This window comes from Mesobacillus campisalis, assembly GCF_000986785.1.
Classification (GTDB): Bacteria; Bacillota; Bacilli; order Bacillales; family Cytobacillaceae; genus Mesobacillus_B; species Mesobacillus_B campisalis.
Genome location: NZ_LAYY01000101.1, coordinates 231,011 through 248,761 on the forward strand (window position 1 = coordinate 231,011; position 17,751 = coordinate 248,761).

A 17,751-nucleotide genomic window follows, 5' to 3' on the forward strand; every position below is an offset into this window, starting at 1 on the left:
AAACATTTAATCCTTTGCTTCAGTTAGTGTAAAATAATAGAAGAGATGATTCAACTATTGCAGGAGGTGCGACATGGAATGGTTTCAAATTCCACTGGGTCCTTTGCAGACAAACTGCTATATACTAGCACAGGAGAACGGAAAATGTCTGATTGTTGATCCCGGAGAAGAATCGAAAAAGCTGATTGATTATATCCAAAATAAAAAGCTGCAGCCAGAAGCGGTCGTTTTGACCCATGCCCATTTTGACCATATCGGGGCTGTTGACCAAGTCAGGGAACATTATTCCATCCCGGTTTATGTACACGAAAAAGAGGCGGACTGGCTGACTGACCCTGCCTTGAACGGATCGCAGTATTTTATGGGAGGTCAGCACATCAAAGGAAAGCCTGCAGACCACTTCTTTTCTTCCGAAGGGGATATCGCTGTAGGCAGTTTTACATTTGCCGTCTTTGAAACCCCCGGCCACTCACCAGGCAGTGTCTCCTTATATTTCAAAGACCATGGTGTGGCTGTTGCTGGAGATGCTCTGTTCAAAGGCAGCATCGGCAGGACAGATCTGCCGGGCGGAGACCATCAGCAGTTGCTGAACAGCATCCATAATAAGCTCCTGGTTTTGCCAGAGGAGACATCTGTCCTGCCTGGTCATGGCCCTGTTACCACCGTTGGAGATGAAATGGACGGCAATCCCTATTTAAATGGCTTTTGATCGACTCCCCGATTTAGGAAGAAAGTCCAAAGAAAAACCCTTCTCTATGGAAGGGTTTTTCTTAAGGATGTTCTGTTTAAATCATTGGGAGGGATTCAAAACTTAGGTTTCTGTTTCTACAATATATCAACAATATCACTATGTCAACAGTGAAAAGACAAGGAGCCGAGTATGGAAAAACACATTAAAAATCTCATTGCCAGCAGCCCATATAACATGATTTCCTACGCAGATTATATCGCAGCCGCCCTCTATCATCCCGAGGAGGGGTACTACATGAACAGCAGGGATAAAATTGGCCGGGAAGGCGATTTCTTTACCACCAGCAATATTTCTTCCATTTTTGGCCGGCTGGTTGCCAAATGGTATGAATCAAAATATGGCATCCTTGGCCTGCCTGCTGCGGTTTGTGAGATTGGAGGAGGCAATGGCCGGTTTGCACAGGCTTTTTTGAAGGGGTGGCATTCCTGCACTTCCACCCCGTTAAGCTATCATCTGGTAGAAACAAGCCCTTATCATCGCGAGCTTCAGGAAGCAGCACTGGAAGGTTTCGAGGGTGTAAGCTTTTACAGGGAGATTGAGGAACTTGGCTCCTTTGAAGGGCTGGTATTTTCAAATGAGCTGTTTGATGCTCTTCCTGTCCACGTCATTCAAAAAAAGCAGGGGAAATTGCATGAATTAATGGTTACTGTTGGGGATGAGGGGTTTTTTGAAACAAGCATTCCTCTTGAAAATGAGGCAATTGACGACTATCTGAGGAAGCACGGGATTACGCTCGAAGAAGGCCAGCGGCTGGAATTACCTCTTGAAATGGAGAATGTCGTCAAAAACTTGGCTTCCGCTGTGTCAAAGGGATTAGTGGTGACCGTTGATTATGGCTATACAAATGAGGAATGGCGTCAGCCTGCTAGAAGCGAAGGCAGTCTGAGAGGATATTATCGCCATCAAATGAAAACAAATATATTGGAACGTCCCGGGAGCATGGACATTACCAGCCACGTTCATTTTGACCCTCTCATCCAGCAGGGGGAGGAACATGGCCTGCGGTTTATTTCAAAAGCAAGACAGGATGAATTTTTGATAGGAATAGGCATCCTCGACGAACTTGCTGAAACCTCAGGTACTGACCCTTTCTCTGAGAAAGGAAAGCGGAACAGAGCCATTAAAAGCCTCATCCTGCCTGGTGGAATCAGCAGTTCCTTTCATGTCCTCATACAAGGAAAAGGAGAGGGAGTTGGAAGCGAGGCTTTAAAATAGGAATGAAAAAAGCGGCAGGAAATCTGCCGCTTTTTTGTGCGAGTCACAACGGGGAGATCAGTGTCCTCCTCCGCCTGTACCCATCATAAATGTTGTCCAGTAAGTAAATCCTGCGAAGAAAACAGTTAAGTATGCGCCGAAGATATAAATATACATGCGTTCGGACAACTTTAAGTAGCTCAAAAGCAAGAAAAACCCTGTTTGCCCAAAGAATATCAGGGAAGAAGTATACATTTCGCCGATGAAAAACATAATTGCGAATATCCCTGTCCAAAAGCCTAAAACTCTGTACATCCGATCCAAAGCCACCCCTCCTTTTACCATACAAATCCATCACATACCAATTATAAGATAAAGAGGAGGGGAATGTAAATAAGCTTTGCTTATCCCGCCTTAACTGTCAGTAAGCCCCTATTGAATGAAGTTTCACCTTATTGCGCAATCACTGCTTGATAGGAACAGGAATCGCAGCCGGAAATAATGTTAGCCTTTTCAATCAGTTCAACATTCGGGAACAGGCTTTCGAACATTCCTTTTAAAAATTCAACATGCATCGTGCAGACAGCTTCTGTGTGCTCCATGGCAACTTCCTTGAAAGGGCAATTGAAAATTTGGAAATAGATTTTGGTGCCTTCGTCGTTTGTTTCAAACTCGGGATAAAAACCCGCGATGGTAGCTGCATTCCTTACGACGCTAAGTTTTTGTTCAAAGCCCCATTCCTCGGATTGCTGATGGTTTCCCGCGATTTCCTGGTCGATAAGCTCGGCGCCTAAACGCTTCCCTGTCAAATAAAGGGCTTTTTTGCCTTCTTCTCCAAGCGACATCATGGTGGCCAGCGCTATTCTTGAAAGCAGCTGGTAGTCCCTGAATGGGAAATTAAGCTGGATGAGATCATCTGATAAGCGGTAAAGCCTGCTTGGACGCCCTCCTTTTCCGGTTTTCCTTGTTTCGGATACCAGCATATTCACATCTTCCAGCTTTGATAGATGGAGGCGGGCAACGTTGGGATGAATATTGAAATTATCGGCAATCTCCTGCACGGTCACATCTTTGTGGCGTTTCGTAATGTACTGATAAATATAATAGCGTGTGGGGTCAGACAAAACACTTGTGATCTTTAATGTTTGTTCCACCATGCTTCACCTCGTACTGCTTAATTTTCTTCAGTATAATACAGATGTAAATTCTTTGGAATGAGGTTTACACTGTAAACACTATATGTTTAGAAAATGTTCACAACTAAATGGCGAAATGATGAACGATGCCGGATAGGGAGCTTGCCTTTCCAACTGTCACAGTTTATTCACAGATTTACTGGAGGCAGGAAGGAAAGGATGATTAAAATGGAGAATGTATTAGCCATAAACGAAAAGGTGGTGTTTGATATTGAAAGAACTGTACAGAGCATAGCAGATGGCATCCTGAAAGATGCGCTTCAAAAAGGTGCTTCCGACATCCATGTTGTGCCGCACGGCAAGAACATGGCCATCAAGCTGAGGCTCGGAAATCAGCTCCTTGAAAGGCAAGTCCTTAAGAACCCTATTTGTGAGCGGCTTATATCGCATTTCAAGTTCATTTCAGCAATGGACATTGGCGATAAAAGGCGTCCGCAAAGCGGTGCCTCCTCCTACTGCTATGACGGAATGGATGTAGGCCTGCGCATATCCACCCTTCCTGCCGGAAAAACCGAAAGCATGGTCATCCGCCTCCTGCCGCAGCAAAAACAAATTCCCTTTTACCAATTAAGCCTGTTCCCAGCCACCACCCAAAAACTAATCTCTCTTATGAAGCATGCCCATGGCCTCGTCATTCTTACCGGCCCGACAGGCAGCGGCAAAACGACCACCTTGTATTCCCTTCTGCATGAAGCCTCGCAAATCATCAATCGCAATGTCATCACTCTCGAAGACCCCATTGAAAAGCAAAGTGAGAATGTCCTGCAGATACAAGTGAATGAAAAAGCGGGCATCTCCTACGCCGCAGGCCTGAAGGCGATCCTTCGGCACGACCCGGACATCATCATGGTCGGGGAAATCCGGGACCATGAGACCGCGCAAATTGCCGTCCGTGCTGCGCTTACGGGCCATTTGGTACTCACAACAATGCATACCCGCGATGCGGAGGGAGCTATTTACCGGCTGCTTGAATTTGGTGTAAGCTGGCTTGAAATTGAACAGACGCTGATTGCCGCTACCGCCCAGCGGCTTGTCGAACTGTCCTGCCCATTCTGCGAAGGACAGTGCCCGCCTTTTTGCTTTACCGCAGGAAGGAATAAGCGGGGAAGTGTGTTTGAAATCCTTACAGGCAGAGCATTAGCACAGGTGTTAAAGCATGCAAGGGGAGAAGCGGGAAAAGGCCAGTATAAAACCTTGAGGGATGCGATTGTAAAGGGCATCGCCCTGGGCTATATCAGGGAAGGCGAGTTGAAAAGGTGGGTAATCGATGAGCAAAAAACGTAAATGGGCCGTGGTGGAGCAGGCAGTATTCCTGAAAAGGATTGGTGAACTATTGTCGAGAGGTTATCCGCTCGCTGACGCAATCGGCTCATTGAGTTTTTACCTCGATCAGGGGAGGAAGTCAGAACTTAAAAGCTGCCATGCGCAGCTGAAAGAAGGATACCCATTTTTCCGAATCCTCGCAGAGCTTCAGTTTAACAAGGACCTTGTCAGTTATGTGTATTTTGCGGAGCAGCATGGAGGACTTGCGCAGGCAATTGCGGAAGGAAGCGACATGGTGCTGAAACGAAGCCAGGATCTCAGGCGAATGAAGAACCTTGTTTCCTATCCTGTGTTCTTGCTGTTTTTGACCAGTATTCTGTTCTATTTTGTCGACCAGGTGCTGCTCCCCAATTTTACAGCACTGTACCAAAACATGAATGTCAGCCAGAACATGTTTTCAAAAGTTTTAACAGCTGTCGGTACGTATATGCCGCTGCTGCTGTATGTCTTGCTGTTCATCTCCCTGGCTATCGTCTGCTACTATTTTTTCCTCTTTCGCAAACACCCCGAGCTGGAACGCAGGGCAAGGCTGGTTCAAATTCCTCTTGCAGGCCGTTTCTTCAGACTGTTAAACTCCCACTTTTTTTCCGCACAGCTTAGCTATCTTATATCCGGAGGACTGTCTGTTTCCGAAGCGTTAAGTGTTTTCGAACAAAACATGCACGAGCCTTTTTCCAGGGAACTGGGAAGGCATATGAAGCAGGAGCTCGAGGCAGGCTTCCCGTTCGACCAGGTTGTATCTTCGTACCCATTTTTTGAAGAAGAGCTTTGCAGCATTGTAAAACACGGCCAGGAAAACGGAAAACTTGCGCAGGAATTGTACTTTTACAGCAGGCATTGCCTTCTCCAGCTGGAGGGGAAAACAGATAGGTGGATGAAAGCAGTCCAGCCAGCTTTATACAGCGTCATCGGACTATTGATTGTCTCGCTTTATTTGGCAATCTTGCTGCCAATGTTCCAATTGATACAGGGATTCTAAAAACTAAAAAAGGATGGATACCATGAAAAATGAAAAGGGCTTTACCCTGATTGAAATGATGATTGTCCTGCTGGTTATTTCAATTTTATTGATTATCACTGTTCCAAATGTGACCAAGCATAATGCCACAATCAATACAAAGGGATGCGAGGCTTTTATTAAAATGGTCGAGGGCCAGGTTCAGGCTTATAACATCGAAAATGGAAAACTTCCAGCTAGTTTGTCAGAGCTTGTCACCGCTGATTACTTAAAGACGGACGAGACGAAGTGCCCTGATGGCCGCGATATTTCCATTTCTGCGGAAGGTGCAGTCATTGTAGGTGCCAAGCCTGCGTCATCTCAATAATGGAGTCCAGAAGGAATGGTTTTACTTTGACGGAAACCCTCATTGTCCTTTCTGTTTTCATGGCCATGTCTTCGGTTTCGCTGTTCCTCGTAAAGCCAACCTACCACTTGCTTGAAAAAAACATATTTTTTTCCCAGTTTAAGTCCGATCTGCTGTTCGCACAGCAATACGCGATCTCCCACCAGGAAGAGGTATCCATCCATATCTTGCCGCAATCGAATACTTACTATATTCGTACAAGATTAAACGGGCCAATTCTTGTGGAGCGCCAGTATTCGAAAGGAATCCGGATTATGGAAGGAAGCTTGCCGCTCTTTTTTCAATATACCGTTAGCGGGAATATCAAAAAATTCGGCTCTCTTTATGTGGAAATAAACAAACAATTTTACCGATTTACTATCCTAATCGGGAGCGGGCGATTTTATGTTGTCAAGGAATGAAGGTTTCTTTCTGGCGGATGCAATGTTATCCCTATCTTCCTGGCTGATGGCAGCAACGATCCTTCTTCCCCTGGCCATGTTCTGTATCGGCCAGACAGCTTCGCAGCGTCAGGAAACCAATGCGGCATACTTGCTTTATGACCATCTTCAGCAGCTGAAGTCTTCTCCTGGCCAACAGTTCCATGGCAGTTTCACAAGAGGCGGGACGGTGTTTACTATTGTCATAAGAAATTTCGGCCAAGGAGTGCCATCGGAGGTATGTGTTGAATATGAAGACTATTTCAGAAATAGAAAAGCTGAATGTGCGCTGGCAGAATAATAAAGGGTTCACCATGGCCGAAATGCTGACAGCGTTCGCAGTCTTCTGCATGATTGCTCTCTTTTTGCCGCTCGGCCTGAAAACCATTCTGACTAATCAGCATTCGGAAATCGGTCTGCAAAGGCTTGAATGGGAGGTTTTCGCAAGCCAGTTTAAAAAAGAGGTACGGCTTTCTTCGAATGCTACTGTCCAGGGAGACAGGCTGGTGCTTGCCAGGAATGAGGAAACCGTCCAGTTTGAAAAATTCGGGACCAATATTAGAAGGAGAGTAAATGGCACTGGCCACGAAATTGTGCTACAAAATGTTGCATGGGTCAGATTCTTGCCTTTGCCTCAGGGTGTAATAATTCAGGTGACCGACCTTAATGGAAACCAATATGAAGTGACCAGCAGGTCCTTCATTTCGCTTGCACAATCATGAGGAACCAGGCTGGATTTACTTATCCTTTATCACTCTGCCTGCTGATGCTTTTTAACGTTTTTTTCCTTCTGGCCCTAGAGCAGGGCATGTCAGAGAGGCGGCTTTATAAGGAAAGTGAAAAAATATTGGCTGCCGAGTATTACTTGCTGTCCTCCGTAAAAGAGGCCGAGTTGCAAATGCGGGAAGGAAAGCTATTGGCCTCAGGCAGATTTACCTACTCGAAAGGGGCGGTTGACTACCAAAGAAGGGCGCTTTCTCCTGCAATAGAAGAAATTACTTTAACATTGAAGCTCCATACCACTGAACGGTGGACAGGAATTGCCCATTATGACAAGACCCAGCAAAAAATGGTGAGGTGGATTGAGAAAAACTAGCTGAGCCGGGGTTTGGCGCCGCATTTCATGGACATACTTGTAAATGGAAGAAGGCAGGTGTACTCATGAAAACGAATGATTATGTTAAGTACCTAACCCAGACAGTGGTCAAATATGCCGACCAGCCCAAGGCTGAGCGAACCAAAACCAGGCTGGAAAGGAAAGAGGAAAAACCGGCATTCTTGTTTAAGTGGTTTGGAATCCTTCCCTATGTATTTATGTCGATGATGAAACGAAAAAAGTGAATGAAAAGCTGGGCAAAGTAGATGACTTTGCCCAGCTTTTTTATTGGTGTTTCAATACTGGTTTTACCGTGGCGCTGGCCATTTCGAGTCCTGACAGCCCTCCTCAGTGCCCGTTCTTGGGAATAGGAGACCAGTTTGGGCTCTGACAGCCCTCCTCAGTGCCTGTTTTTTGGGGATGGAATCCATTTCGGGTCCTTACAGCCATCATCAGTGTCCGTTCTTGGGAATAGGAGACCAGTTTGGGCTCTGACAGCCCTCCTCAGTGCCTGTTTTTTGGGGATGGAATCCATTTTAGGTCCTGACAGCCCTCCTCAGTGTCCGTTCTTGGGAATAGGAGACCATTTTGGGCTCTGACAGCCCTCTTCAGTGCCTGTTTTTTGGGGATGGAATCCATTTTAGGTCCTGACAGCCCTCCTCAGTGCCCGTTCTTGGGAATAGGAGACCAGTTTGGGCTCTGACAGCCATCATCAATGCCCGTTTTTGGGAACAGGAGTCCATTTTGGGCACTGATAGCCCTCCTCAGTGTCTGTTTTTGAGAGTAGCAGGCCATTTCAGACCTTGACAGCCACCATCAAACCCCAGTTTCGTAAGGTTCTGTAGATTTTAGTTCTTGGCGGGCAACACTTATTGTTTCTTCACCTTCCCGTAGGTCCAGGCCTTCCGGATAAACAGGTTTCCTATATTGCCTGTTCGGTTAAGTAAAAAAGGCCGCCGTTTATAATCGAAACATGGATTTTCGGCTCGAACTGTTCCTTGAGAGCCTGTTTTTCCACCTCGTAGCTTTCTGATATCTCTTCGGCCCCTTTGTAAAAGTGATCGAGGAGATCCTGGTCTTTTTTCCAACGCTGCCGCGCGTTCTCAGCCCATGAATGGTCTTCATTCCCAATTTGTGTTCTCATCATTTTTTCGATTCTCATGAATCCGCTCCTGGGCATGATGAGCGGGGAAAGGGTAAAGGCATAGTCGGGAATCCTTGGAGTCAGCGGCAGCTGAAGCAGGCGCTCGTGGAAGCTGGTCACCATCTTCCCGTTTATTAGCTGCAGGCCGATGGACTCATATACGTCCCGCTTGCGGTCACATTGATAAGAAACCTTCATGTTTAGACAAAGCCACGGAAGCAAAGGAACCTGAACGCCTGACTGCCCCTGCCGGCTCTCGTACAAGCGGATATAACTCCCCAATTTTTTCGCAGACGCAAAAATTTGGTGCAGCCTGGGAGAGCCAAAATGGATAGTCTCACCCTTGATTTCAGCAGGCGCCTGCTGGGGATTGGTCACCAATGTCAGTTTCATTGGGTTGGGAACACCGCCAGTCTTTTCAAGATAATGCCAGTAGAAAGGGCGGTTCATGAGCTCCTTATCCAGTTCTTCCGACAGTTGGATAGTCATATGACTGCTTGTCATTTCTGTCGGCGGACAGCTGTTGGCCTGGAAGTATCTGTTTAAAAAATCATGGATTTCCTGTTGCTGCATGTGAAGTCCCTCCTTTCATTTCTTCCGCGAATTGAATCATGGAGGTGAAGTTCTCCATCTTGATTTTCATTTCGCCTTCCGAAGAAGATTGTCCGAATATATCAATCAAATGGTCTTCAATACTGCCGAAATCCAGTTTGGTCAAAATATCATCAAGGTCGCCAATCACCTTTTCGAACAGGTTGATCTTTTCATATAGCAGTTTAAGAACATGTTCCTCGACTGTATTTTTGATTGCGAAATTATAAATCATGACGTCTTTTTCCTGCCCAAGGCGGTGAATCCTCCCAATTCTCTGTTCGAGCCTCATTGGATTCCAAGGCAAATCGAAATTGATGATATGGTGGCAAAACTGGAGATTGATCCCCTCACCGCCCGCTTCCGTGGCGATCAACACCTGGGCGCGCTTCTCGAACAATTCTCTCATCCAGTCTTTTTTTCCACGTTTAAAGCCGCCGCGAAACGGGACGGAAGTGATGCCATGCTGTTGCAAAAACCATTGAAGGTACAGCTGGGTCGCCCGATACTCGGTAAAGATGATCACCTTATCGCCGATTTTTTTAATGAGCTCCAACGCCTTCTCGGCTTTTGAATTTGTTGTAACTGCCTGGACTTTTTCGATGAGAGCCCCAATGGTTTGCTCATAGGCTGCAGAAGGGCTTTCCTGCCGCTGAAGCATATTCTTTAAGGTATAATATACGGCTTCCCTGCTGCTGCATGCCTCACGTTTTAATGTCATCAATGAAAAAGCCCCGGAAGCAAAAGCGTCGTTTCCGCTTAACTGGCTGATGCTGTCATACAGTTCTTTTTCGGGTTTTGTGGTTTCGATTGAGATGGTTTCAACATGGCGCTTTGTCCATTCAATCCCCGTATCACTTCGCCTGTTTCGAATCATCACCTTATTTACAAGTTCGCGCAGATGCTCATCATCCTGAACGGAGCGGGCATTTTTTTTATATTGTTCAAAAAAAGCCGCCTCACTTCCGAGATGGCCGGGTTTCAACAGGCTTACAAGGTTGAAAATTTCCTCAATCCGGTTCTGGATTGGAGTGGCAGTGAGCAAAAGGCAGAATTTTTTCTTCAGGTTTTGCACAAATTCATAGTTTTTAGTTTTGCTGTTTTTTAGCTTATGTGCCTCATCAATGACCACCAAGTCGTAATCTTGCTTATAGATGATATCACGATGGGGATTGCGTTTGGCTGTATCGATCGAGGACACGACGATATCACATTTCTCCCATACATAGCTTTTGCGCTGGGCTACGGCGGAAATGAAGAATTTTGTGTTCAGTTCCGCTTCCCACTGGGATACCAGTGAAGCTGGAACAAGAATCAGAGCCTTCTTTACAAGCCCTCTAATCATATATTCCTTAAGGATCAGGCCAGCCTCGATTGTTTTCCCCAGTCCCACTTCATCGGCCAGGATCGCTTTTCCATTCATATTTTCGACAACCTGGCGGGCAACCTCAAGCTGGTGAGGCAGGGGAGTGAGCTGCGGCAGATGCTTAGGCGCCTGCAAGCCGTCGAACTCGGGAATAATTGTATGCTTTTCAACCTCTACTGCCAGCTTGAAGAGTTCCCAATTTGCCCACGGCCCGTCATTTTCCATTCTGCTTAGCAAGCCGTCCTGCCAGTTTGAGTCGAAGGAAATTTCCACCGTCAATATTCTCACTCCTATATCCAAAAATTAATATATTGCCCAATCCTGCTTTGTAATGGTAGGATTGGAGTAGATTTGAATGTTTTGAAATTTTTCATATTCTGAGTTGTGCAAATGCTTTTTCCTTATCGTTTCAGGGTATAGCATGCCCACTCTCGAAAAAAATATTGATGCGGATGATGGCAAGGGGAGAGACTACATTTGTAGCGCCGAAGGAGCAAGCATTCATTGTGAATCTCTCAGGCAAAAGAACTCTTGTTTGACGCAGCTCTGGAGAGTGCTTCCTGGTGAAGCCACCAAAGGGGAAAGCCTTGTAAAAGGTAAACTTTCAGGTGAAAGGACAGAGACCTTCTTTATGTCAAGGGGGTCTTTCTGTCCTTTTTTTGCTTCAAAAGAGAAGGGAAAAGAATTACACATACAGCCTAAAAGACCAGATTTAAAGTCTAAGAAGGGGGCAGATTTGATGACTGAATTGAAACGTACTCCATTGTTTGAGGTGTACAAGGAATATGGGGGCAAGACAATCGACTTTGGCGGTTGGGAACTTCCTGTCCAGTTCTCCGGGATTAAGGAAGAACATGAGGCCGTGCGTACGAGAGCGGGGCTGTTTGATGTTTCCCATATGGGAGAGTTTGAGGTAAAGGGACCGGGAAGCCTGGAATTTTTGCAAAAAATGATGACCAATGATGTTTCCAAGCTGAAAAGCGGGGGTGCGCAATATACGGCGATGTGCTACGAAAACGGCGGCACCATCGACGATTTGCTCATCTATAAACTTGAGCAGGACCACTACATACTTGTTGTCAATGCAGCCAATATTGACAAAGATTTTAAATGGCTCGAAGACCATCTTGAGGAAGAGGCTGAGCTGAAAAATCTGTCGGAGGATATGGCCCAGCTTGCACTGCAGGGACCTGCAGCCGAACGGGTGCTCCAAAAGCTTGCCGGCGAGTTTGACCTTCAGTCCATTGGCTTCTTCAAGTTCCAAAACGATGTCGAACTTAATGGAAAAAAAGCTCTTGTCTCCAGAACAGGTTATACAGGGGAAGACGGCTTTGAGATTTACTGCCATCCTGAAGATGCTGCCAGCCTATGGAGAGAGATCCTCAAGGCAGGGAAGGAAGAGGGTGTCTTGCCATGCGGATTGGGAGCGAGAGATACTCTTCGCTTTGAAGCGAACCTTGTTCTGTATGGCCAGGAGCTATCCAAGGATATTACCCCGCTCGAAGCAGGAATTGGTTTTGCCGTAAAATTGAACAAGGAATCCAACTTTATTGGAAAAGCAGCCCTGAAGGAACAAAAAGAAAACTCGCCTGGCCGAAAATTGGTGGGCATTGAGATGCTCGACCGCGGCATTCCGCGGCATGGATACCCTGTGTACAGGGATGGAAGCAAAATTGGTGAAGTTACCACAGGCACACAGTCGCCTACTCTGAAAAGAAACATTGGGCTTGCCCTGCTGGAAGCACAGCATACCGCACTTGGGACAGAAATTGAAGTCGAAATTCGCGGTAAGAGATTAAAAGCGACGATTGCAGAAACACCTTTTTATAAGCGTGAAAAATAGAACCAAGAAAGAGGGGGAACTTATGAAGCACCGTTATCTGCCGCTTACTGAAAGCGATAAGACCGCTATGCTGGATGCGATTGGCGTATCTTCTGTGGATGAGTTATTCAGCGATATTCCGGAAAGTGTCCGTTTTAAGGGTGAATACAAAATCAAGCCGGCCAAATCCGAACCGGCACTAATGAAGGAACTGGCAAGGATGGCTGGCAAAAATGCCGATTTAAAAACCAATACATCCTTTCTTGGGGCAGGAGTATATGACCACTATATGCCTGTGATTGTTGACCATGTTATTTCCCGTTCCGAATTCTATACTGCCTATACTCCTTACCAGCCGGAAATTTCACAGGGAGAGCTGCAGGCCATCTTTGAATTCCAGACGATGATTTGCGAGCTGACCGGCATGGATGTGGCAAACTCCTCAATGTATGACGGAGGCACAGCTCTTGCTGAAGCCGCCATGCTTAGTGCAGCCCAAACGAAAAGGAAGAAGGTCCTTATTTCAGCGGCTGTCCACCCAGAGGCGAAAGACGTAGTCAAAACATACGCCAAGGGCCAATACATTGATGTGGTGGAGGTACCGTTCAAGGATGGAATCACTGACCTTGAGGCACTTGAGGAAATGGCAGACGAGAATACAGCGGCAGTCATTGTCCAGTATCCAAACTTCTTTGGGCGCATTGAGCACATGAATGAACTTGAAAAGATTGCCCATTCCAAAAAGTCCCTGTTTGTCGTTTCAAGCAACCCGCTTGCACTGGGAGCTTTGACTCCTCCTGGAAAATTCGGTGCGGATATCGTCGTCGGGGATGCGCAGCCGTTCGGGATCCCTGCTGCATTTGGCGGGCCGCACTGCGGATATTTTTCGGTTACTTCAAAGTTAATGAGAAAGATACCGGGTCGCCTTGTCGGCCAGACCAAGGATGATGAAGGACGCCGGGGATTCGTGCTGACCCTGCAGGCTAGGGAACAGCATATCCGCCGCGATAAAGCAACGTCCAATATTTGTTCCAATCAGGCTCTGAACGCTCTTGCTGCATCCGTAGCGATGACAGCCCTCGGCAAAAAAGGCGTGAAGGAAATGGCGATTGCGAATATCCAGAAGGCCAATTATGCGCGTAACGCTTTTAAGAAATCGGGATTCGAGATTGTCTTTGAAGGACCATCCTTCAATGAATTTGTCGTCAAGATGAACAGGCCGGTCAAAGCCATCAATGAAGAGCTTTTGGCAAAAGGAATTATTGGCGGCTATGACCTTGGCAGGGATTATCCCGAATTGAACGAGCATATGCTGATTGCGGTCACGGAACTCAGGACCAAGGAAGAAATCGATACCTTTGTGGAAGAATTGGGGGATTGCCATGCATAAGGAAGATCAGCACCTCATTTTTGAACTAAGCAGCCCGGGACGTGTAGGATACAGCCTGCCTGAAATGGATGTGCCGGAAGCAGATTTATCCGAATTGCTGCCGGAAGGCTATCTCCGTGAAGAAGAGGCCGAACTGCCGGAAGTTTCCGAGCTGGATATTATGCGCCACTATACGGCTCTTTCCAAGCGCAACCACGGAGTTGATTCCGGATTTTATCCATTGGGATCCTGCACAATGAAATACAATCCGAAGATCAATGAAAATGTTGCCCGGTACAATGGCTTTGCCCATGTGCATCCGCTGCAGGATGAAAGTTCCGTCCAGGGTGCCCTTGAATTGATGTATGACCTTCAGCAGCATCTGATCGAGATCACCGGAATGGATGAAGTTACTTTGCAGCCTGCTGCGGGTGCTCACGGTGAGTGGACAGGATTGATGATGATCCGCGCTTTCCACGAGAGCAACGGTGACCTGGAAAGAACAAAGGTCATTGTCCCGGATTCTGCTCATGGAACAAATCCGGCATCCGCCACCGTGGCAGGTTTTGAAACGGTGACGGTAAAATCAAATGAAGACGGACTTGTTGACCTTGAAGATTTGAAAAAGGTCGTAGGACCTGATACAGCCGCCCTCATGCTGACCAACCCGAATACTTTAGGATTATTTGAAGAGCATATCGTCGAAATGGCCGAAATCGTCCACGGTGCCGGCGGCAAGCTCTATTATGACGGAGCAAACCTTAACGCGGTGCTTTCAAAAGCCCGTCCAGGGGATATGGGATTCGATGTTGTACACCTGAATCTCCATAAGACATTTACCGGTCCTCACGGCGGAGGCGGCCCGGGTTCAGGTCCGGTAGGAGTAAAATCGGATTTGATCCCATACCTGCCAAAGCCGATTCTTACCAAGCAGGATGACCAGTATGTCTTCGACTATGACCGTCCGCAGTCCATTGGCCGTGTAAAGCCTTTCTACGGCAACTTCGGCATCAACGTCCGTGCTTATACCTATATCCGCAGTATGGGGCCTGATGGCTTGAAGGCAGTAACAGAATACGCGGTTCTAAATGCCAACTATATGATGAGAAGGCTGGCTGAACATTATGATTTGCCGTATGATAAGCACTGCAAGCACGAATTTGTATTAAGCGGAAGACGCCAGAAGAAGCTGGGAGTCAGAACGCTTGATATAGCGAAGAGGCTGCTCGACTTTGGCTATCATCCGCCAACCATCTACTTCCCTCTGAACGTGGAAGAGTGCATCATGATTGAGCCTACCGAAACAGAGTCGAAGGAAACGCTTGATGCCTTCATTGACGCCATGATCCAGATTGCCAGGGAGGCAGAGGAGAATCCTGAAATCGTCCAGGAAGCTCCGCACAGCACGGTGATTGGAAGGCTCGATGAGGCTACCGCGGCGAGAAAACCAGTTTTGCGCTATCAAAAAAGCTAAATAAATGCAGGACATAAAAACCCCCCTCTGGTCAAACCAGAGGGGGGTTATCAATTGGAATTATTTTGTTTTAATCTTGCCGCCCCATTTTTTGAAGCCGCCCTGCAGGTGGGATAAATCCTTATAGCCTTTTCTGTGGAGCATTTGGGCTGCGCGGCCACTGCGGGCTCCGCTTTGGCAATATAGGTAAACAGGCTTGTCCGGGCGAATTTCCTTCATGCGCATGCGCAACTGGGAAACCGGGATGTTCCTTGCCCCAAGGATGTGGCCGGCCTGGTATTCATTTGGTTCACGGACATCAATAAGCTGGGCCTTCCGATATCCTGCTTTGAACTCATCTTCCGTCAAGGTTTTTACGATACGACGCTGATAGAAATACATGAAGGCAGAGTAAGCGATGATTACTCCAAGTAGAATTAAAATGAAATAAAGTGTTTCCAATGTTTTTTCTCCTTTCGAACTAACTGCCACCTTATATTATATAAGTGATTGTGTACGAGAGCAAAGGGAATTAGTTGAAATATTATCTTTTTCGACAAAGCGGCTGGAATACGGCATGCTTTGAATTTGCCATTTAATTTGTTAGACTATGATAGACTTAAAAGCTATTAGGATAAGTGGGGTTGCATCATGAAAGAAGTTTGGAGATATATTGATTCGGGCGATGGTTCGCCATCCTTCAACATGGCGCTTGACGAAGCGCTGCTTGATTGGCACAGCGAAGGGAAAATCCCGCCTGTTATCCGGTTTTACGGCTGGAATCCAGCTACTCTTTCTATCGGTTATTTTCAGAAGATCGAGAAAGAAATCAACATGGAGGCCGTGAAACAGCATGGCCTTGGTTTTGTGCGCCGCCCGACTGGCGGACGCGGGGTCCTTCATGAACATGAACTTACATACAGTGTCATTGTCTCTGAAGATCATCCCGATATGCCCAAGACTGTCACAGAGGCGTACAGGGTGATTTCGGAAGGGATTTTAAAAGGGTTTCAAAGGCTGGGCCTGGATGCGTATTTTGCGGTCCCTAAAAGTGATGATGAGAAAAGTGCCCTCAAAAATCCGCGGTCGGCTGTTTGTTTTGATGCACCAAGCTGGTATGAACTAGTGGTGGAAGGCAGAAAAGTGGCCGGAAGTGCACAGACCCGTCAAAAGGGTGTCATCCTCCAGCACGGTGCCATATTGCTCGATTTGGATGAAGACAAGCTGTTCAGTCTATTTAAATACCCAAACGAACGGGTTAAAGAGCGGATGCAGAATGCTTTTAAAACCAAGGCGGTTGCAATCAATGAAATCAGCTCGCGGAGAATCCGCATTGATGAAGCCAAGCAGGCCTTCAGGGAGGGCTTTAAGGAAGCTTTGGATATCGGACTGGAACCCTATACCCTTAGTTCTGATGAAATGGACTATGTCCAACAGCTGGCAAAGAAAAAATACGAATCTGAAGAGTGGACCTTCAAAAGATAAAGAGGGCGGCCAAGGACCGCTTTTTCTTTTTGCTCCTTTTCTGAAAAGGTCTTTTCCGGCAGTGGGAAAATGCAAGCTGTGAAATTTGTTGAAATTTATCGTTTTATGGCATATAACTGGCTTTCTCTCTTATTCTCTCTTTTTTCTTATGGATTTCTGGTTTGACAAATTTAAATGGAGTTGACCTAAAATCAATATGTTGTGTTGTCGAAAATTAAAAATACACTATATATTGATTTATGGTGTTTTGATATGATAACGTAAGGGTAATTCGAAAGTACATCCAGAATGAGCAGAGATTTCCTCTAAACCTTTTAAACTGGACGGTATTTCTGAATTTTACTAGAAGGAGATGTGATTATGTCTGTTGAGCTAGGCCGAAAAATGAATATTAATATTGAGAACCTGAACAAGGATATTAGCCTGTTTCCTCAGGTCCATCCCATTACACCTGACATGAAGACCACCCACAAAGGGGTATCCCGTCTTGTCATGCTGGATCGGTATACATTCAAGGATACGGAGAAAGTAACCTTGTCAGAGGGCGATTTTGTTGTTCTTACCATCAAAGAGGATCCAAAGTTTCCGGCACGCGGACTCGGATTTATACTAGATATAGATTGGGAATCAAAATATGCAACCGTCCAGGTTGATGAGGAATTCCGTGGTGTATTGGATGAGCCGGAGGAAGCAAGGACTGGCATCATCAGAAAGTCTCTCGATGTAATTGAGAAGCCGCTTGAAGTTTTTTATGAACAGATTGCAAAACGCAATGCAACGGGCCTTGCTTCTGTTGAAAAAACGGAGGAGAAGCGGAAAGAGTGGTTCGAAAAGTTTTATCAGGAACTGTCGAATCTCAACTTCATTCCGGCAGGCCGGGTGCTGTACGGAGCAGGCGCTGATACGGACGTTACATACTTTAATTGCTATGTAATGCCGTTTGTCCAGGATTCCCGCGAAGGAATCTCCGAGCACAGAAAGCAGGTAATGGAGATCATGAGCCGCGGCGGCGGTGTAGGCACCAACGGTTCAACTCTCCGTCCGCGCAACACGCTTGCTAAAGGTGTAAACGGCAAATCCTCAGGATCGGTATCCTGGCTGGATGATATTGCAAAACTGACGCATTTGGTTGAGCAGGGTGGATCAAGACGTGGTAAAACAGCATAAAGTGCCTCGTC

Annotated in this window: 19 protein-coding genes, 1 pseudogene and 1 riboswitch; of the genes and pseudogenes, 15 read left to right on the plus strand and 5 right to left on the minus strand. The window is 46.5% G+C overall.

Annotated features, from left to right (window positions below; translation table 11 throughout):
- Positions 1 to 73 precede the first annotated feature (73 nt).
- Positions 74 to 709 carry an MBL fold metallo-hydrolase gene (locus tag WQ57_RS25065; protein ID WP_046526349.1) on the plus strand — a complete coding sequence of 212 codons (636 nt, stop codon included), beginning with the start codon at positions 74 to 76 and terminating at the stop codon, positions 707 to 709.
- Between the two features lie 171 nt (positions 710 to 880).
- Positions 881 to 1,966, plus strand: a complete 1,086-nt coding sequence (locus WQ57_RS25070) for a class I SAM-dependent methyltransferase (protein ID WP_046526350.1) — start codon at positions 881 to 883, stop codon at positions 1,964 to 1,966.
- Positions 1,967 to 2,023: 57 nt separating this feature from the next.
- On the opposite strand, the gene WQ57_RS25075 is transcribed toward WQ57_RS25070, so the two are convergent.
- Entirely contained in the window at positions 2,024 to 2,269 is a 246-nt protein-coding gene (locus tag WQ57_RS25075) for a DUF2626 domain-containing protein (protein ID WP_046526351.1), read from the minus strand.
- A gap of 128 nt (positions 2,270 to 2,397) precedes the next feature.
- Positions 2,398 to 3,099: a helix-turn-helix transcriptional regulator gene (locus WQ57_RS25080; RefSeq protein WP_046526470.1), complete on the minus strand. Its 702-nt coding sequence runs from the start codon at positions 3,097 to 3,099 to the stop codon at positions 2,398 to 2,400.
- Between the two features lie 210 nt (positions 3,100 to 3,309).
- Between WQ57_RS25080 and comGA the strand changes: the two genes are divergently transcribed.
- From comGA to WQ57_RS25120, 8 genes are all read left to right on the plus strand, one after another.
- Positions 3,310 to 4,425 carry a competence type IV pilus ATPase ComGA gene (gene comGA / locus WQ57_RS25085; protein ID WP_046526471.1) on the plus strand — a complete coding sequence of 372 codons (1,116 nt, stop codon included), beginning with the start codon at positions 3,310 to 3,312 and terminating at the stop codon, positions 4,423 to 4,425.
- Complete coding sequence (gene comGB, locus WQ57_RS25090) at positions 4,409 to 5,443, plus strand: competence type IV pilus assembly protein ComGB (protein WP_046526352.1); 1,035 nt, start codon at positions 4,409 to 4,411, stop codon at positions 5,441 to 5,443. The genes comGA and comGB overlap by 17 nt, the downstream gene beginning before the upstream one ends.
- A 22-nt stretch (positions 5,444 to 5,465) precedes the next feature.
- A complete protein-coding gene (gene comGC, locus WQ57_RS25095; RefSeq protein ID WP_046526353.1) occupies positions 5,466 to 5,789 on the plus strand; it encodes a competence type IV pilus major pilin ComGC in 324 nt (107 codons plus the stop codon).
- 26 nt (positions 5,790 to 5,815) lie between these two features.
- Complete coding sequence (comGD, locus tag WQ57_RS25100) at positions 5,816 to 6,229, plus strand: competence type IV pilus minor pilin ComGD (RefSeq protein WP_241481646.1); 414 nt, start codon at positions 5,816 to 5,818, stop codon at positions 6,227 to 6,229.
- Positions 6,213 to 6,548 (plus strand): hypothetical protein, encoded by a 336-nt coding sequence (locus WQ57_RS25105; RefSeq protein WP_046526355.1) that lies wholly within the window; start codon positions 6,213 to 6,215, stop codon positions 6,546 to 6,548. Before comGD ends, WQ57_RS25105 begins: the two co-directional genes overlap by 17 nt.
- Positions 6,499 to 6,969, plus strand: a complete 471-nt coding sequence (comGF, locus tag WQ57_RS25110) for a competence type IV pilus minor pilin ComGF (RefSeq protein ID WP_241481648.1) — start codon at positions 6,499 to 6,501, stop codon at positions 6,967 to 6,969. Before WQ57_RS25105 ends, comGF begins: the two co-directional genes overlap by 50 nt.
- An 86-nt stretch (positions 6,970 to 7,055) precedes the next feature.
- A complete protein-coding gene (gene comGG / locus WQ57_RS25115; protein ID WP_162200624.1) occupies positions 7,056 to 7,343 on the plus strand; it encodes a competence type IV pilus minor pilin ComGG in 288 nt (95 codons plus the stop codon).
- 65 nt (positions 7,344 to 7,408) lie between these two features.
- Positions 7,409 to 7,588: a YqzE family protein gene (locus WQ57_RS25120; RefSeq protein WP_046526358.1), complete on the plus strand. Its 180-nt coding sequence runs from the start codon at positions 7,409 to 7,411 to the stop codon at positions 7,586 to 7,588.
- Between the two features lie 677 nt (positions 7,589 to 8,265).
- On the opposite strand, the gene WQ57_RS25125 is transcribed toward WQ57_RS25120, so the two are convergent.
- Positions 8,266 to 9,060: a YqhG family protein gene (locus WQ57_RS25125; RefSeq protein WP_046526359.1), complete on the minus strand. Its 795-nt coding sequence runs from the start codon at positions 9,058 to 9,060 to the stop codon at positions 8,266 to 8,268.
- Positions 9,038 to 10,723 (minus strand): DEAD/DEAH box helicase, encoded by a 1,686-nt coding sequence (locus WQ57_RS25130; protein ID WP_046526360.1) that lies wholly within the window; start codon positions 10,721 to 10,723, stop codon positions 9,038 to 9,040. Before WQ57_RS25130 ends, WQ57_RS25125 begins: the two co-directional genes overlap by 23 nt.
- A 173-nt stretch (positions 10,724 to 10,896) precedes the next feature.
- Positions 10,897 to 10,985, plus strand: a riboswitch (glycine riboswitch).
- 198 nt (positions 10,986 to 11,183) lie between these two features.
- Here WQ57_RS25130 and gcvT point away from each other — a divergent pair.
- Genes gcvT through gcvPB form a run of 3 tightly spaced genes read left to right on the plus strand, consistent with a single transcriptional unit; the run spans position 11,184 to position 15,109 of the window.
- Positions 11,184 to 12,287: a glycine cleavage system aminomethyltransferase GcvT gene (gcvT, locus tag WQ57_RS25135; protein WP_046526472.1), complete on the plus strand. Its 1,104-nt coding sequence runs from the start codon at positions 11,184 to 11,186 to the stop codon at positions 12,285 to 12,287.
- A gap of 22 nt (positions 12,288 to 12,309) precedes the next feature.
- Positions 12,310 to 13,656 (plus strand): aminomethyl-transferring glycine dehydrogenase subunit GcvPA, encoded by a 1,347-nt coding sequence (gene gcvPA / locus WQ57_RS25140; RefSeq protein WP_046526361.1) that lies wholly within the window; start codon positions 12,310 to 12,312, stop codon positions 13,654 to 13,656.
- Positions 13,649 to 15,109 carry an aminomethyl-transferring glycine dehydrogenase subunit GcvPB gene (gene gcvPB, locus WQ57_RS25145; protein ID WP_046526362.1) on the plus strand — a complete coding sequence of 487 codons (1,461 nt, stop codon included), beginning with the start codon at positions 13,649 to 13,651 and terminating at the stop codon, positions 15,107 to 15,109. The genes gcvPA and gcvPB overlap by 8 nt, the downstream gene beginning before the upstream one ends.
- A 60-nt stretch (positions 15,110 to 15,169) precedes the next feature.
- On the opposite strand, the gene WQ57_RS25150 is transcribed toward gcvPB, so the two are convergent.
- Positions 15,170 to 15,550, minus strand: coding sequence for a rhodanese-like domain-containing protein (locus WQ57_RS25150; protein ID WP_046526363.1), 381 nt, complete (start codon positions 15,548 to 15,550; stop codon positions 15,170 to 15,172).
- Between the two features lie 186 nt (positions 15,551 to 15,736).
- Between WQ57_RS25150 and WQ57_RS25155 the strand changes: the two genes are divergently transcribed.
- Both WQ57_RS25155 and WQ57_RS25160 read left to right on the plus strand, forming a co-directional pair.
- Positions 15,737 to 16,573 (plus strand): lipoate--protein ligase family protein, encoded by an 837-nt coding sequence (locus WQ57_RS25155; protein WP_046526364.1) that lies wholly within the window; start codon positions 15,737 to 15,739, stop codon positions 16,571 to 16,573.
- Positions 16,574 to 16,933: 360 nt separating this feature from the next.
- Positions 16,934 to 17,728, plus strand: a pseudogene (locus tag WQ57_RS25160) (ribonucleotide reductase N-terminal alpha domain-containing protein); the annotation flags it as partial.
- Between the last annotated feature and the right edge of the window lie 23 nt (positions 17,729 to 17,751).